General features: G+C 65.4%; 13 protein-coding genes. 9 read left to right on the forward strand and 4 right to left on the reverse strand.

What is annotated here, in order from left to right; all coding sequences use genetic code 11:
• Positions 1-19 precede the first annotated feature (19 nt).
• The 3 genes from gyrA to BOH68_RS13605 form a co-directional block, all read right to left on the reverse strand.
• Positions 20-2,833, reverse strand: a complete 2,814-nt coding sequence (gene gyrA, locus BOH68_RS13595; protein WP_077375241.1) for a DNA gyrase subunit A — start codon at positions 2,831-2,833, stop codon at positions 20-22.
• A gap of 282 nt (positions 2,834-3,115) precedes the next feature.
• A complete protein-coding gene (locus tag BOH68_RS13600; RefSeq protein WP_077375244.1) occupies positions 3,116-3,607 on the reverse strand; it encodes an acyl-CoA thioesterase in 492 nt (163 codons plus the stop codon).
• Between the two features lie 180 nt (positions 3,608-3,787).
• A complete protein-coding gene (locus BOH68_RS13605; RefSeq protein WP_170877397.1) occupies positions 3,788-4,915 on the reverse strand; it encodes a YHYH protein in 1,128 nt (375 codons plus the stop codon).
• Between the two features lie 330 nt (positions 4,916-5,245).
• On the opposite strand from BOH68_RS13605, the gene BOH68_RS13610 reads away from it, so the two are divergent.
• Together BOH68_RS13610 and BOH68_RS13615 are read left to right on the forward strand one after the other, a co-directional pair.
• Positions 5,246-6,166, forward strand: a complete 921-nt coding sequence (locus BOH68_RS13610) for a recombination-associated protein RdgC (RefSeq protein WP_077375250.1) — start codon at positions 5,246-5,248, stop codon at positions 6,164-6,166.
• A 54-nt stretch (positions 6,167-6,220) separates the two neighbouring features.
• Positions 6,221-7,477 (forward strand): 1-acyl-sn-glycerol-3-phosphate acyltransferase, encoded by a 1,257-nt coding sequence (locus BOH68_RS13615; protein WP_077375253.1) that lies wholly within the window; start codon positions 6,221-6,223, stop codon positions 7,475-7,477.
• 102 nt (positions 7,478-7,579) lie between these two features.
• Here the strand turns inward: BOH68_RS13615 and BOH68_RS13620 are convergent, their stop codons facing one another.
• Positions 7,580-9,043, reverse strand: coding sequence for a TrkH family potassium uptake protein (locus BOH68_RS13620; RefSeq protein ID WP_103751408.1), 1,464 nt, complete (start codon positions 9,041-9,043; stop codon positions 7,580-7,582).
• A 429-nt stretch (positions 9,044-9,472) separates the two neighbouring features.
• Here BOH68_RS13620 and BOH68_RS13625 point away from each other — a divergent pair, with 429 nt between their 5' ends.
• The 7 genes from BOH68_RS13625 to BOH68_RS13655 all read left to right on the forward strand — a co-directional run bounded on the left by BOH68_RS13625 (position 9,473) and on the right by BOH68_RS13655 (position 16,262).
• A complete protein-coding gene (locus BOH68_RS13625; protein WP_170877398.1) occupies positions 9,473-10,180 on the forward strand; it encodes a beta-ketoacyl synthase chain length factor in 708 nt (235 codons plus the stop codon).
• Positions 10,180-11,025: a lysophospholipid acyltransferase family protein gene (locus BOH68_RS13630; protein ID WP_077375260.1), complete on the forward strand. Its 846-nt coding sequence runs from the start codon at positions 10,180-10,182 to the stop codon at positions 11,023-11,025. The genes BOH68_RS13625 and BOH68_RS13630 overlap by 1 nt, the downstream gene beginning before the upstream one ends.
• 160 nt (positions 11,026-11,185) lie before the next feature.
• The gene (locus BOH68_RS13635) at positions 11,186-11,455 is read left to right on the forward strand and encodes a phosphopantetheine-binding protein (protein ID WP_077375262.1); all 270 of its coding nucleotides are present in this window, start codon (positions 11,186-11,188) and stop codon (positions 11,453-11,455) included.
• The gene (locus BOH68_RS13640) at positions 11,445-11,717 is read left to right on the forward strand and encodes an acyl carrier protein (protein ID WP_240499665.1); all 273 of its coding nucleotides are present in this window, start codon (positions 11,445-11,447) and stop codon (positions 11,715-11,717) included. The genes BOH68_RS13635 and BOH68_RS13640 overlap by 11 nt, the downstream gene beginning before the upstream one ends.
• Positions 11,714-12,325, forward strand: coding sequence for a COG4648 family protein (locus BOH68_RS13645; RefSeq protein WP_077375266.1), 612 nt, complete (start codon positions 11,714-11,716; stop codon positions 12,323-12,325). The genes BOH68_RS13640 and BOH68_RS13645 overlap by 4 nt, the downstream gene beginning before the upstream one ends.
• Positions 12,325-14,316, forward strand: a complete 1,992-nt coding sequence (locus BOH68_RS13650) for an AMP-binding protein (protein ID WP_170877399.1) — start codon at positions 12,325-12,327, stop codon at positions 14,314-14,316. Before BOH68_RS13645 ends, BOH68_RS13650 begins: the two co-directional genes overlap by 1 nt.
• Complete coding sequence (locus BOH68_RS13655) at positions 14,313-16,262, forward strand: glycosyltransferase family 2 protein (RefSeq protein ID WP_077375268.1); 1,950 nt, start codon at positions 14,313-14,315, stop codon at positions 16,260-16,262. The genes BOH68_RS13650 and BOH68_RS13655 overlap by 4 nt, the downstream gene beginning before the upstream one ends.
• Positions 16,263-16,381 lie beyond the last annotated feature (119 nt).

A 16,381-nucleotide genomic window follows, 5' to 3' on the forward strand; every position in this document is an offset into this window, starting at 1 on the left:
GCGGTCGCAATCCAGCGTCTTATTCCACGTCTGTCGGCGGGGTATCCGTCGACTCGGCAGCGTCTCCCGCCTGCACCTGTTCATCGGTGCTCAGCGCGTCCTTCTTGCCTTCTTCCTGACCCTCGACGTCGTGAGCGACCGTACCGTCCTCGTCGATCACCACGATATCTTCCGGCTCGTCGACACGCACCGTGGTCACCAGTCGCTCCTCTTCCGCCGTGCGGATCAGGGTCACGCCCTGAGTGTTGCGCGAGGTGATGGACACCTCGGCCACACGGGTCCGCACCAGGGTGCCGCGGTCGGTGATCAGCATCAGTTCATCGTTGTCGCTGACCTGAACCGCGCTGACCAGATCGCCGTTGCGCTCGCTGGTCTGCATCGCGATCACGCCCTGGCCACCGCGGCCACGCAGCGGGAACTCTTCCAGGCGCGTACGCTTGCCGTAGCCATTGGCCGAGGCCGTCAGGATGTAGCACTGCGGCACCTCACCGGTCGCGACGCCTTCATCCGTCGCGACATCAGTAACTGCCACATCAGCGCTCTCGACGCCATCCGCCGTCACATCCAGCGAATCATCGACGTCAGCCTCGTTGTCATCGATGGCCGTGGTGCGCGGGATGATCAGGCTGATGACCTGAGCATCGCCGATCAGACGCATGCCGCGCACACCGCGAGCGGTACGGCCCATGACACGCACGTTCTGCTCCTCGAAGCGGATCGCCTTGCCGTTGGACGACAGCAGCATGACGTGGTCGGAGCCGGAAGTGATGTCGGCGCCGATCAGACGGTCGCCTTCCTCGATGTCCAGCGCGATCAGACCGACGCTGCGCGGACGCGAGAACTGGCTCAGCGCCGTACGCTTGACCGTGCCGTTGGCCGTGGCGAAGAAGATGTAGCTGTCGGCGGCGTAATCACGCACCGGCAGGATGGTGGTCACCCACTCGCCTTCCGCCAGCGGAATCAGGTTGACCAGCGGCTTGCCACGCGAACCACGCGAGGCCTGCGGCATCTCGTAGACCTTGAGCCAGTACACCTTGCCCTTGTTGGAGAACAGCAGCACGGTGTCATGGGTCGAGGCGACCAGCAGGTGCTCGATGACATCCTCGTCCTTCATCGCGGTTGCCGACTTGCCACGGCCACCACGCTTCTGGGCCTGGTAGTCAGACAGCGGCTGCGTCTTGGCATAGCCACTGCGCGAGACCGTCACCACCATGTCTTCCTCGTTGATGAGGTCTTCGATGGTCAGGTCACGACGGCTGGTCATGATCTCGGTGCGACGCTCATCGGCGTACTGGGCGCGCACTTCACGCAGCTCTTCGCGAATGACCTCCATCAGGCGATCGGCAGAGGACAGGATCTCCATCAGCTCGGCGATGCGCTCGAGGATGGAGGAGTACTCGGCCAGCAGCTTCTCGGTCTCGAGACCGGTCAGGCGATGCAGGCGTAGCTCGAGGATGGCCTGGGCCTGGGCCGGCGACAGACGATAATGCCTGGCATCTTCAGACAGCCCCAGACCTTCCGGCAGGTCTTCCGGACGGCAGGAAGTGGCACCGGCGCGCTCGAGCATCTCGACCACCTGACCCGGCTGCCATTCACGATCGATCAGCTTTTCCTTGGCTTCCGCCGCGCTCGGCGAGCCCTTGATCAGCTCGATCACCTCATCGATGTTCGAGATCGCCACCGCCAGACCTTCAAGAATGTGGCCGCGTTCGCGCGCCTTCTTGAGTTCGAACAGCGTACGACGGGTGACGACTTCACGACGGTGACGCACGAAGGATTCCAGAATCTGCTTGAGATTCAGGATCTTCGGTTGACCTTCGTGCAGCGCGACCATGTTGATGCCGAAGACGGTCTCGAGCTGGGTCTGGGAGAAGAGGTTGTTGACGACCACTTCACCGGATTCGCCACGCTTGGTCTCGATGACCACGCGCAGACCGTCCTTGTCGGACTCGTCACGCAGCTCGGCGATGCCCTCGATCTTCTTGTCCTTGACCAGTTCGGCGATCTTCTCGATCAGACGCGCCTTGTTCACCTGGTAGGGAAGCTCGGTGATGATGATGTGGTCACGACCGCTCTTGTCGTGGTGCTCGATGGTGTGCACGGCACGCACATAGATGCGACCACGGCCGGTGCGATAGGCATCGAGGATGCCGGCACGGCCGTTGATGATGCCCGCGGTCGGGAAGTCCGGCCCCGGGATGTATTCCATCAGTTCATCGATGGTCAGGTCGCCGTTGTCGATCAGCGCCAGACAGCCATCGATGACCTCGCCCATGTTGTGCGGCGGGATGTTGGTGGCCATGCCCACGGCGATACCGGAGGAGCCGTTGACCAGCAGGTTCGGGGTCTTGGTCGGCAACACGGCAGGAATGCGCTCGGTGCCGTCATAGTTGTCGACCCAGTCGACGGTGTCCTTCTCGAGGTCGGCCAGCAGCTCGTGCGCCAGGCGCGCCATGCGCACCTCGGTGTAACGCATCGCCGCGGCGCTGTCGCCATCGATGGAACCGAAGTTTCCCTGACCATCCACCAGCACATAACGCATGGAGAAGTGCTGGGCCATGCGGACGATGGTGTCATAGACCGCACTATCACCGTGCGGGTGGTATTTACCGATCACATCGCCGACGACACGGGCGGATTTCTTGTAGGCCTTGTTCCAGTCATTGTTCAGTTCGTGCATCGCGAACAGCACGCGACGGTGAACCGGTTTGAGGCCATCGCGGACATCCGGCAAGGCACGCCCGATGATGACGCTCATCGCGTAATCGAGATACGACTGTTTGAGCTCGTCCTCGATGTTGACTGGCAGTATCTCTCTGGCGATCTCACCCATGATTCGTCAAATCCTTGAACTCAACTGTTGGCGCCACTGCGGCAGCGACAATGTTTCGGGGCAGCAACCGTATTTCGGGCAGCATCAGGTTTCGGTCGCTACTGCAGCGCGGCAGTGGCGTGAAGCGGACACGGGGTGCCAGCTCCGCGGCACCGAAGTGGCGGGATTATATCACTTGCGCGCTCACCTAGCAGCTCACACGAGCCCGCAAACGGATGTCAGTACGGTAGTACGGCCTCAAGGGCACGCGGCCCACTGCCGCGCCCCTGTCGCTGACAGCGCTCATCGCGGCTCGGGCGACAGCAATGATACCAGCAGCGTGCCGATTTCTCCCTCCAGCGGCATGGCCCGTCCGGTCTGGGTATTCATCAGCACGAAGGTGAAATCCGCGCGGGAGACCAGTGCGCCGGAGCGCGGATGCACCTCGCCCATGCGCGTCTCGCCCAGATGGATCTCCTGATGCATGATCATCTTGCGCCGCCCGACCCGAGCGAGTCGCGTGGTGATCACCAGCTCATCATGCACGGTGGCCGGATAATGCCAGTCCAGATTGACATTGACCGCCACCATCGCGATGCCCTCGCGCTTGAGGTCCGCCAGGTCCAGATGCGCGAGCATGAACTCCCAGCGCCCTTCTTCGTAGAACTCCAGATACCGGGCGTTGTTGACGTGCCCATAGCCATCCAGGTGATAACCTCGCACCGTCAGTGTCGTGCGACTGAAAGTGCCGGCGGTCTCATCGGCGGCGTCCTGTTGACGGCTGTCCTGTTGCATCCTTGCCTCCTGTGCGGGAAACGGATGAGCCTGCTCGGCCCTCGTCATCAGATCTTAGGCCGGGCACGAGCAGAAAAACAAACGCTTGGTTGAATGATGGCGCCTGCCCTGCACGCCATCCTGACAAGGCGGCGGGATCTGCCACGGACGATGCCCTTCACGTCCAGACCTGCAGGACGGCTACTCGCCGGGCGGGCCCTGCGGCGGCCTCTCGCCTCCCTCCTCGTCGAGGAAGTGCCCCTTCTCGCCCATGAAACAGCCGAAGATCTGGTTAACCCCCGGCGCGGAGGCGTGATAGTGATAGCCACGCACCGGGTCCGTCTCGCCGCCACAGTCATCCAGCTCAGCGGGAACATTGCCGTCCTTGTCCTCTCTGGCATAGATGGCATAGCCATCCAGCGCATAGCCGATCATCGGCGAATGGCCATCCTCCTGAATGCCGATCTCGGAGCAGCCGGTGGCGGTGTGATAGTGATAGCCCTCATGCGGATTGGCATGCGCGCCACAATCATCGAGCACCCCCAGGGTGTGAGAGCTCAGGATCAGCTCCAGCGGTGCCGGCGGGCCGAACAGCACGCCATTGAGCGCCACGCCGGTGTTGGCGCGGCCGGCCAGCGAGGTCGGCTCGGCGGCCGGTACCGGCACCTTGGGGATCACGACAGTCTTCTCGATGCCGCCGTCCAGTTCCTCCAGCGGACACTCGAGACAGAAATTGTCGAAGCCTTCGATGGGGTTCGGGTTCCCCGCCACCTCACAACCACGCGCGCCATCGATCACGGTGATCTCGCCCGTGTTGACGTCGTACATCTGCCACTCCTTGTCCTTGTAGAGAGTGGCAAGATTCTTGATGAACTCACCGTCCACCTGATAGAGGGTGCCCTCGCCATCCATCCAGGTGCCGCCTTCCTCCTCACCGGAGTGGATATTGGGCGGGCAGAATGGCCCCACCGGCGAGGTTTCCGGGTCCGCGGGCGCACCGGCCACACGGAACTGATAGCAGGTCGTCTGCGTGCCGCCGCTCAGGGTGCAGTCGACGGTCTCGACCTCACCGACGATCGCGCCCACGGCAAATATCTGAGGATCCAGTCCAACCGCCGCCGGGGCAGGTTCGCCGTCAGTGGCTTCCTCTGCAACGACTGTCTCTTTCGTGACCGTTGTACTGGCCGCCGCCGTGCTGGCCGCCCTGTCGTGCGCGTCGTCCTCCCCGCTGCAGCCGAACAGCAGCAGGGTCAGCGCCGCCAGCGTCAGCGGCCGTGCCCGTTTCAGCGCGCTCGCGCCCGACGCTCTGCTCTTCACAAAAGCCGCCACAACCGTCTCCTCAGCAGTCCCCACAGCAGTCTTCATAACACCGTCGTCGATCACTCTGCCGCCCTCCGCGTCTCAAATCTGATGGTCGATGCCTGCGGGTCGATATCTATCGGGCGATACCGCAAACCGCCAGACCGCGAACCGTCAGGTCGATCTCAGACTAGCGCCACAGCGTGCACACAGTATGTCTTTGCGCTCGCGCGCGATGGCCGGCAACCGCAGTGTGACGCAGGGTCACGTCCACGGCGGATGACCCGCCGCATGAGTTTCGCCATAATATGCGCCATTCAGACGGGCAGCCCCCGTTCACCGGACTCAAGGACTGGTCGCATGTGGTTCAAGAACCTGCAACTGTATCGCCTGCACGATAGCGCACCGCTGGAAGAGGGCCGTCTCGCCGACGCCCTGCCGGAGCATGTCTTCCGCCCGGTCACCGGCGTCGAAGCCAAGCGTATCGGCTGGGTGGCACCGGGCGGTCGCAACAGCGACATGCTGGTCCACGAGATCCAGGGCCATTATCTGATCAGCGCACTGCGTCAGGAACGTGTCCTGCCCACTGCCGTGGTCAAGGAAGAACTCGAGGAGCGAGTCGCCGAGCGCGAGACGGCGGAAGGTCGTCCGCTGCGTCGCCGCGAGAAGCTGACCCTCAAGGAGCAGATCTACGAGGAGCTGCTGCCACGTGCCTTCACACGCTCCTCGCGCACTGACCTGTGGTGGGACAGCCGTCGCGGGCTGATCGCCGTCAATGCCTCGAACGCCAAGCGTGCCGAGGAAGCCCTCGACCTGCTGCGCCAGACGCTGGGCTCGCTCAAGGTCACGCCGCTGGCCGTCGCCCAGCCGCCCTCCCAGGTGATGACCACCTGGCTGAAGGACGTGGCCTCGCGCCCGGATGACCTCATCGTCGGTGATCAGGTCGAGCTCAAGGCGCCGGGCGGCGAGGATGGCGTGCTGCGTGCCCGTCAGTTCGACCTCGACGGCGAGGAAATCCAGACGGCGCTCACTCTGGGCCGCGTGGTCAGCAAGCTGGCACTGGAAGTTGAGGGCCGCGTCGCGTTGATCCTCGGCGAGGACATGGCGCTCAAGAGCCTCAAGTTCGCCGATGCCGTCATCGATGAAGCCAATGCCCAGGAGGATGGTGAAGACCCCATCCTGCGACTGGAGACCGACTTCGCGCTGATGGCCCAGGTGCTCTCCGGCGTGATCGAGCAGATGACCGCCTGGCTGGGCGGCGAAGCTCAGCCGGGAAGCTGAGCGCCACCCCCTTTCTTCTCTTCTCAAGAATGACAATCCGGATGACGTGCGTCGATGACTGACACAGCAACGCCCAAGCCTGCCACGCCTGACGAACAGGACCCGTTCGCTAGGATTCGCCCCTACCACGATCACGAGGTAAGTGAGGTACTGGTGCGCCTCGAGCAGGACCGCGAACTGCTCGACACCCTGACTCGCTTCCGCCTGCCGGGACTGACCCAGCGCTTCCCGTGGCTGGCGCGCCAGATCGCTCGCCTGGCCATCAAGCGCGAGATGATGGGCGTGAAGGACGTGGCCAGTTTCCAGACCCGCATCGCCAGCTACATGGCGCGCATGATCCATACCACCACCACCAGTTTCGAGACGGTGGGACTCGAGCGGCTGTCGGAAGACACGCCGTATCTGTTCCTGTCCAATCACCGCGACATCTCGCTGGACCCGGCCTTCGTCAACTACGCGCTCTATCGTCACGGCCGCGACACGGTGCGCATCGCCATCGGCGACAACCTGCTGCAGAAGCCCTTCGTCACCGACCTGATGCGCCTCAACAAGAGCTTCATCGTGCCGCGCTCCGCCAAGGGCAAACGCGCGATGCTAGCGGCCTACCAGTCACTGTCGGGCTATATTCGTCACTCCTTGATCCACGATCGGCACTCCATCTGGCTGGCCCAGCGGGAAGGACGTGCCAAGGATGGCCGTGACGGCACCGAAAGCGCCATCATCAAGATGCTGACCATGGCGGCTCGCACCGCCGACAAGACACGCCCCTTCAGCGAGAGCGTCAGCGAGCTCAACATCGTGCCGGTGTCCATCAGCTACGAATTCGACCCCTGCGATCTACAGAAGGCGCGCGAGCTGGCGGCCATCGCCAATGAAGGGCGCTACGAGAAGGTGCAGTACGAGGACATCCAGTCGATCGCCGCCGGCATCAGCGGTCACAAGGGGCGCGTCAAGCTGGTGTTCGGCGAGCCGCTCAAGGGCGATTTCGCCACTCCGGACGACGTGGTCGCCGAAGTCGACCGCCAGGTACTCCAGCACTACACCCTCTACCCGAGCCACCAGCTGGCCCTCGAGAAGCTGGCCGCCAGCCGTCCGCAGCTGCGTGACGAGCCACGCCTGGCCGCCGCGCTGGATGTCTCCGCTATCAGTGGTGCCGAGCGCGCCGTGTTCGAGAACCGTCTCGCCGGCGTGCCGAGTGAGCTCAGGGACTGGTGGCTGGTACAGTACGCCAACCCGATCCTCAATCGTGAAGGCCTGTCCATCGATCTCGACGAGAAGCTGGACGCCGCCGAGGCCACCGCCACCGACTGATCCCGCTCACGGGATACCGCCCTGGACACGACAACGCCACCGTCCTGCGACGGTGGCGTTGTCGTGTCTGGCCGCTTCATGCAGCCTGCTGCCGGCGAGCGCCTACTTGCGCCAGAAGCTGGGCGAGAACAGCACCAGCACGGTCAGGATCTCGAGGCGCCCCATCAGCATGCCGATGCACAGCAGCCATTTGGCGCTGTCAGGCAGCGGTGCGAAGTTGCCGGCCGGGCCGATGATGTCCCCAAGCCCGGGGCCAACGTTGGTGACGGCGGTCACGGCACCGGTCACGGCGGTCACCAGATCCAGCCCGATCAATGACAGCGCCAGTGCCAGCCCGCCGATGGTGATGAAGAAGAAGAACGAGAAGGCGATGACCGCGCGCACCACTTCATCCGGCAAGGCGCGCCCGTTGTAGCGCTGGGAGAAGACCCCGTTGGCATGGATCAGCGAGCGCAGGTGATTGCCGAGCATGATCAGGCCGATCTGCAGGCGGAAGATCTTCATGCCCCCGCTGGTGGAGCCGCTGCAGCCCCCGACGAAGGTCAGATAGAAGAAGGCCACCACCGCGAAGGGCCCCCAGGTACTGTAGTCATCGCTGGCATAGCCCGTGGTGGTCACCACCGACATGACGTTGAAGGTCACCTGGGTCAGCGCCGTGAAGAGATCCTCCCCCAGCACGACGCGATAGAGCGTCAGCGCCGCGATCACCCAGCCCAGCAAACGCAGGAAGCCGCGCACCTGGGCGTCGCACCACATCACCCCGGCACTGTCCTGCCAGGCGCGGATGAACAGCACGAAGGGCAGCGCCCCCAGCAGCATGAAGGCGGAAGCCATCCACAGCAGATGCGGGCGATCGGAATAGATGCCCATCGAGCTGTCGTAGTTGGCGAACCCGCCCGTGGCCAGCGAGGTCATGCCATGCACCACGGCATCCAGCGGCAGCATGCCCCCCAGCCAGTAGCTCAGGATCGCCAGCAGCGTCAGCCCCACATAGACCAGCCCGATCGCCTTGGCGACACCCCCGGCACGTGGCAGCACCTTGTCGGACCAGTCCGAGGATTCGGTCTGGAACAGACGCATGCCACCCACCTTCAGGAACGGCAGGATCGCGATGGCCATCACGATGATGCCGATCCCCCCCACCCACTGCATCAGGCCCCGCCACAGCTTCAGGCCATCCGACAGTCCTTCGATGTGGGTCAGCACGGTCGAGCCGGTGGTGGTGATCGCCGAGACCGACTCGAAGACGGCATCGGTGACGCCCAGGTGGGTCGCGCCGAAGATCAAGGGCAGGCTCGAGTAGGCTGATACCAGCACCCAGCTCAGGGTCGTCAGCACGAACATCGCGCGGGGCTTGAGCTGCAGCTCCACCTGGTGCGAGACCAGCAGCATCACCAGAGCCGATCCCAGCGTGATGCCCAGCGATATCGCGAAGGCCCATGCATCCGCATCGCCCTCTTCCAGCAACAGCAGCAGCGGCACCAGCATCATCACCGCCACCACGCACAGCAGCAGGCCGAGCACCCGGACCACCGGCAGCCACTCCGTCACCTGCAGACGGCGCATCAAGGCGGCACCGTGGCCCCCCGCTCTCGCCTCCCTCGGCGTGCTCATGACGTTGCCTCACGCATGATCGGCTTCATTCCCCATCCTCACCCTTCGTTATGACCACCAGAAGGCATGACAGGACCGCCCGGCAGGCGCACACGCCCCCGCTGCCGGCGCTCCCATCGCCCTCAGGCCCTCGGCCTCTGGCTCGCTGAAGCGACACCTTACACCGTCATCGCGGGCAGTCCAGTGCTCATGCCCGCAAGGCGCCCAGCGCGCGGTGGTGCGAGGCGCCGGGTCCGCGACGTCTCACTCGGGCGGCACCGGGCATTTGTCCACCAGAGCGACAACGGTCGGCCTGATGGGCCGCTGGCTTGGGCTGGCCGTTTCCCCTGCGGTACACTGAGGCTCCAATATGGCAACGATGCGTTCACGGACAGGAACCTCATGCGTCTGACTGATTGGCGAGCCTGGCAGGCGAGTGCGACACGCACGACCCACGACGGTCGCACCGACATCACCCCCTCCCCGCGTGCCGAACAGGTACCGGCGATGCTGCGCCGCCGACTGAGTCCGGTCGGGCAGGCATGCTGCAAGCTGCTGTTCACCCTCGACCCTGAGGGTGATCTGCCGATCATCCACGCCTCCCGACATGGCGACACCAGCAAGATACTTGCCCTGCTCGACTCGGCCACCCAGCCGCAGGAAGCCTTGTCACCCGCACGCTTCTCGCTCTCGGTGCACAACGCCATCCTTGGCATGTACTCGATCACGCGCCAGTCCCATCAGCCGCTCGAGGCGCTCGCCGCCTGCGGTGACGAGTTCGATGCACTGATGAGCGAAGCGCTCGGCTATCTGGGGGAGCGGGAGGAAGTCATCGTGCTGTTCTCCGATATCGCCGCGCCAGAGGCCTTCCAGCACCACGGCGACTATCCCGAGCATGCCAGTGCCGTCGCCATGCGCGTGAGCCGCACCTCGCCTGAGGCCCCGCGGCTCGCCGCATTGCCAGTCGACGCCGAGGAGCCGGCCCGCCACGCCCCGACCCCCATCGAGGTGATCGAGTGGCTGGAAGCCGCCGGACAGACACCGCTCGTCTGTCGCCGGCAGGCCTGGCAACTGAACCCTCCTCCCGCCACTGACGCCGCGCTGCAGTGATGACGCCTCCTCGTGCCTTCGGGCTATCCTCCCCCCTCGGGCGCCTGTGGCGTGGCATCGCCACCGCCATCAGCTTCAGCGTCTTCGGGCTGGGTGGCCTGCTGCTGGGGGGGCTGCTGCCCCTGCTGACAGTGAGCATGCGCGATGGCGAACGCCGCCAGCGCCTGGCGCGCCGCATCATCCATCACGCCATGCGCGGCTTCCTCCAGCTGATGCGCGGCCTGGGTGTGCTCGACTACCGTCTGCACGACTGTCAGCGTCTGCAGCGCCCGGGGCTGCTGGTGCTGGCCAATCACCCCACACTGATCGACGTGGTCTTCCTGATCGCGCTGATCCCCCACGCTGACTGCGTGGTCAAGGGGCGTCTGGCCCGCAACCCGTTCACTCGCGGCCCGATCCGCGCCGCCGGCTATATCACCAACAACGAGCCACAGGGCGTGCTGGATGCCGCCCGCGAGAGCCTGGCCAAGGGCAACGCCCTGATCCTGTTCCCCGAGGGGACGCGCAGCGTACCGGGCCGCGCCCTGAAGTTCCGTCGCGGCGCCGCCAACATCGCCCTGCGCACGCCCTGTGACATCACCCCGGTGCTCATCGACTGCCAGCCCAGCACGCTGACCAAGGGCGAGCCCTGGTACCACATCCCCGCGCAGCGCGTGATGCTCAATCTCAAGGTACTGCCGGACATGGCCCCCGAGGTCTCCCGTACACAGGAGCAGGATGAGCCGGAGGCGCCGCTGTCCCGGGATGCCCGCGAACTGACCCGCCAGCTGGCGGGCACCTTCGCCACGCAGCTCGAGCGTTTCCAGCAGGCCATCGCGGAGCCTGACAGCCCCCATCAGGCATGAAAATCTGTGCAGGAAGGCCAGGAATGAGTGGCAGACATGTCACGAATGCATGCCGCAGATTCATCCAGGTGGCATATCTGCCGTTATTGAATGACTGACCCCCGACATCATCGCTGATCCATGGATCAACGACCCTGACGCGCTAGAGAGAGGATTTCCCATGAGTGATACCACCTCGCTGGAACTGGAACTCAAGCAGCTGATCATCGATACGCTGGAGCTTGAAGACATCACCCCGGACGACATCGTCGCCGATGAGCCGCTGTTCGTGGACGGCCTGGGACTGGATTCGATTGACGCCCTGGAGCTGGGCCTCGCGCTGCAGAAGCGCTACGGCATCACCCTGGATGCCGAGTCCGAGGACACCCGGGCCCACTTCGCCAGCCTCAACGCGCTGCGCGAGATGGTGGAGGCCCGTCGTGAGCGCTGATCAACCGACCCCCTCCCGCGAGGAGATCTACGCCCATGTCCGCAGCACCCTGATCGAGCTGTTCGAGATCGAGGCCGCTGACATCCACCCCGAGGCGCGCCTCTACGAGGATCTCGACATCGACAGCATCGATGCCGTGGACCTGGTGGTCGAGCTCAAGAAGTTCACCGGCCGACGCATCGACGCAAACGACTTCAAGAGCGTGCGCACGCTCAACGATGTGGTCACCGCCGTCGAACAGCTGACACAGCGCCAGGCATGACGCCGTCGTCCCCTGACAGCCGCACGCGCCCCGCACTGAGCAGGGTGCTGCTCGGCGTGCTGGGCATCGTGGCCGCTCTTGGCTGGCCACTGCTGGTCTACGCCCTGCTGTCGCGCCTCACCGCAGACAGCGGCGCGGTCAGTGGACACTCGTCGCCCTGGGTGTGGGCCTTGATCCTGTTCGGCGCCCTGCTGATCCAGCGCCTGCCGCTGCATCCGGCACTGCGCCTGGGTCTGGCCGCCCTGCTGGTGGGCATCAGCGTGGCGAGCGAGGCCGAACTCGGGCTGCGGGCCTATCCGGTACTGGTCAATCTGGCCATGCTCAGCGTCTTCGCCACCAGCCTGTGGCGCGGCATGCCGGTGATCGAGCGCCTCGCACGCCTCAAGGAACCCGACCTGCCCCCTGCCGGCGTGCGCTACACCCGCCAGGTCACCCGGGTGTGGTGTGCCTTCTTCCTCTTCAATGCCAGCATCGCCGGCTGGACGGCCCTGCATGCCGACCTGGCGACCTGGACGCTCTACAACGGCCTGATCAGCTATGTGCTGATGGGCCTCCTGTTCGGCGGTGAATGGCTGGTTCGCCGTCGCCTGCGGAGTTCACACACCTGATGCCTGACTCATCTCCCGTCAGCCCGGATACGCCGGTCACGTCGCTGTTGACGCAGCATGTCTGGCGTCAACTCGCCGAACAGTCACCCGAGACGCCGGCCTGCTGGCTGGCCATCCCCGGTCACCCACTGCGCGCATTGACGCGTGCCGAACTGATGGCGCGCGTGGACGCCTGGCACCACTGGCTGGACTGCCTGCCCGGTGATCACGACGCCCGCCAGCCCGGCGCACGCTGGGTGCTGTTCCAGCCCACCACGCTGGGCGCCTGCGTGCAGCTGCTGGCGCTGTGGGAGCGCGGCATGCGGGCGATCCTGCCGGGAGATGACCGCCCCGAGACCCTGGCACGTCTGGCGGGCGACAGCGCCGGCCAGCTCCCCGAGACCACCGCCGATGGCTGGCCACCGGGACAGCCCGACCCTGCAGGTACTGCCGCGACGGCTTCTGCACCTGCCCCTGTACGACCGGACACCACGCCCGATGCCGCACGCATCGCACTGGAGCTTTGCACCTCCGGCTCCACCGGCGAGCCACTGCGCATCGCCAAGCGCTTCGACCAGCTCGAGGCCGAACTGGCCGTGCATCGCGCGCTATGGCCGCTGGCGACAGGCCCTGATACAGCCCTGGCGTCCACGCCGGACACCGTCAGCCTCAGTCAGGTCAGCCATCAGCACATCTACGGCCTGCTGGTCTCGCTGCTGCGTCCGCTCAGCGAAGGCGTGTCGTTCCTGAGCGAAGCCTGCCACTACCCGGAGCAGCTGGCCGCCGCCATCGCTCAGCTTTCCGAGCTTGGTCATCGCTGCCAGCTGGTCAGCTCTCCGGCCCAGCTGGCGCGTCTGCCACAGAGCGATGAACAGACGCCATCCGCCGCCCCTCTGGCGGAACTCGGTCAGGTATTGCGGGTCTTTTCTTCGGGCGCTCCGCTGCCGGCCGAGGCTGCCCGTCATGCCGAGGCCAGCCTTAAGGCGCCGGTGATCGAGCTCTACGGCAGTACCGAGACGGGCGGCATCGCCCGTCGCCGCCAGCAAGAGACAGCCCACTGGACGCCGCTGCCGGCAGTGGAGATCACCTTCTCGCCGGACTTCGCGGTGCGCTCGCCATTTCTGGCAGCGCCTGATCAGTGGTGGCAGCAGGCCGACAAGGCGGCGCTGGTGGAGGACGCGGCAGAGGGTGACGACGCACGGAACGCGGCGCCACGCTTTCAGCTGCTGGGGCGCAGTGATCGGCTGGTCAAGCTGGCCGGCAAGCGGGTCTCGTTGAGCGCGGTGGAGCGCTGCCTGAGCGAGCAAGCAGAGGTGCTTGAAGTGCGTTGCCTGCCGATGCCCACGCGTGAGCATCGCCTGGGCGCAGTGGTGGTGATGGATGAGTGCGCGCTGCCGCAGGATCACGCCAGCCGCCGCGATCTGATCGCCCGCCTGCGCCGCGCGCTGATGCCGGGCTTCGAGCGCATCGCCCTGCCGCGCTACTGGCGCTTCGTCACGCGCCTGCCGCTCAATGCCCAGGGCAAGTTCACCGCGGACTCCATCGCGCGGCTGTTCGCCGATCTCGATGATCCGCGCCTGCCACGCTGGCTGGGGGACACCTCCAGCGGGCCACAGCAGAGCACCCTGGAAGCCGAGGTGCCTGATGGTCTGGTCTATCTCGACGGCCACTTCGCCGCCCAACCGCTGGTGCCGGGTGTGGTGATGCTCAAGTGGGCACGCGAGCAAGGCAGGACACTGCGGGTGAACGGCGTAGGCATGGACGATGCGCCCTTCCTGCGCCTGGAACGCCTCAAGTTCTCCAACCTGCTGCTGCCCGGCATGCGCTTCACGCTGAGCACTCACCTGCTGGAAGACGCCCAGGGCCTGCGGCTCGACTTCCGGCTGGAATCCCGCGCAGGCCTGCATGCCAGTGGACGGCTGCGTCATGGTCAGCCGCATGCTCCGGACGTCACCCGCGATGACGGGCCCGCGGCCACCCCATCCCCCCATTCCACCTCGGAGGCGTCATGAGCCAATCCCCTGCGCCTGTGAGCGACTCGCAGCACGATTCTGAGCAGCATCTCTCTCGCCAGAGCGCCCCTGAACAGAGCAACGCCCTGCGCGCCTGCGTGGTGATCCCGGTCTACGATCACCCCGCCACCATCGCCGGCGTCTGTGCGGGCCTGGCACCGCTCGGCCTGCCCATCGTGCTGGTGGATGATGGCTGCAGTGCCCCCTGCGCCGAGGTACTCGATCAGCTGGCGGCCGAGGGCCATCACCTGGTGCGTCGCACGCACAACGGCGGCAAGGGAGCGGCGGTGCGCAGTGGCCTGCAGGCTGCCGAGCAGCTCGGCTTCACCCATGCCCTGCAGGTGGACGCCGATGGCCAGCACGATGTCAGCGACCTGCCCGCCTTCCTGAAGGGCATGCAGGAAAACCCCGACTGCCTGCAGATCGGCTATCCCGAATACGATGCCAGCGTGCCGCGCATCCGCTTCTACGGTCGCTACGCCTCACATGTCTGGGTATGGATCAACACCCTGTCGCTGGCCATCCGCGACACCATGTGCGGCGTGCGCCTCTACCCGCTGGCCGCCACCAATCGCCTGTTGGCGCGCAACGACTGTGGCGATCGCATGTCCTTCGACACCGAAGTACTGGTGCGCTGGTACTGGGCCGGGGGGGAGGTGGCCAACCTGCCGGTGCGTGTCAGCTATCCCACCGGAGGCGTCAGCCACTTCCGCCCCGGCCACGACAACCTGTTGATCAGCGCCATGCATACCCGCCTGTTCTGCGGCATGCTGCTGCGCTCGCCGACACTGGCCTGGCGCACGCTGAGCCGCCGAGGCGGCAAGCGGCAAACCGCCCACGCTCAAGATGACGCACTGACAGATGGCGAAGACCGTGCAGCACAGACCGCCGACGACAGCGTCGCGCCCAATCACTGGGCCCGCCTGTCCGAAACCGGCTCATTGAGCGGCATGCGGCTGATGGTGACGATCCGCCGTCGGCTCGGGGCCTGGCCGTTTCGCATCGCGCTGTTCCCGGTGCTGATGTGGTATTTCCTGCTGCGCGGCGTAGCGCGACGTGCCTCCTTCGATTACCTCAGACGCCTGGAGCCCGGGCTTCGCGGCGTGCGCCTGTGGGCCAGAAGCTTCGCCCACTTCATGCAGTTCGGCGAGGCGATCATGGACAAGGTCTCGGCCTGGAGCGGCGAGATTCCGCTCTCCTCGCTGACCGGCACCGGTCCGGAAGACCTGCGCGATGCCGCGCTGCGTGACGAGGGCGGCATCATCCTCGTCGCCCACCACGGCAATCTGGATGTGATCAATGCCATCGGCGAGCGCCACGACATCGACCTGTGCGCGCTGGTGCACACGCGTCACGCCGAGAAGTTCAACCAGTTGCTGGAACAGGCCACCGGGCGCAAGCCGCCGCAGATGATCGAGGTCAGCGAGATCACCCCCGCCACCGCCATGGCGCTGGGTGACCGCGTCAATCGCGGTGGCTTCGTGGTCATCGCCGCGGACCGCGTGCCGATTCCCCCCGAAAGCGACGCGGCAGAACGGGAAAACGCGGGGGAAAGCGAGCGGGAGAGCGTGGAACAGAGCGCCGTCACCCGCGCCCGTGTCCAGCACTGCGACTTCATCGATCAACCTGCGCCCTTCCCCGTGGGTCCCTTCATGCTGGCGGCGCTGCTGCGCTGTCACGTCTACACCCTGAGCTGCGTGCGCGAGCAGGGCGGTGCCAATCCCCGCTTCCGGGTCGATTTCGCGTCCTTCGATGACAGCCGCGCCGTCAAGCGCAGCAGCCGCGAGGCATGGATTGAGCAGGCCATGCAGCGCCATGCCGGTCATCTCGAGGCGCGTGTCAGACGCCACCCGCTGCAATGGTTCAACTTCTTCGACTTCTGGCACCAGGCGCCCGACGTCCCGACCTCTAGCGAAGGTGCCTCGGGGACCGAGCGAGCGACCTGACGGCTGGCGCGTCGCCCCGTCTTTCTCTGTTTCAGTTTCAGATTCAGATTCAGGATCAAGCTCAGGTTCAGGTTCAGATTCAGTTGTCCGGCATTCCGTCTTTCAGGCTCTCGGCTTTC

It is taken from the genome of Cobetia sp. MM1IDA2H-1, assembly GCF_002916775.2.
GTDB classification, from domain to species: Bacteria; Pseudomonadota; Gammaproteobacteria; order Pseudomonadales; family Halomonadaceae; genus Cobetia; species Cobetia marina.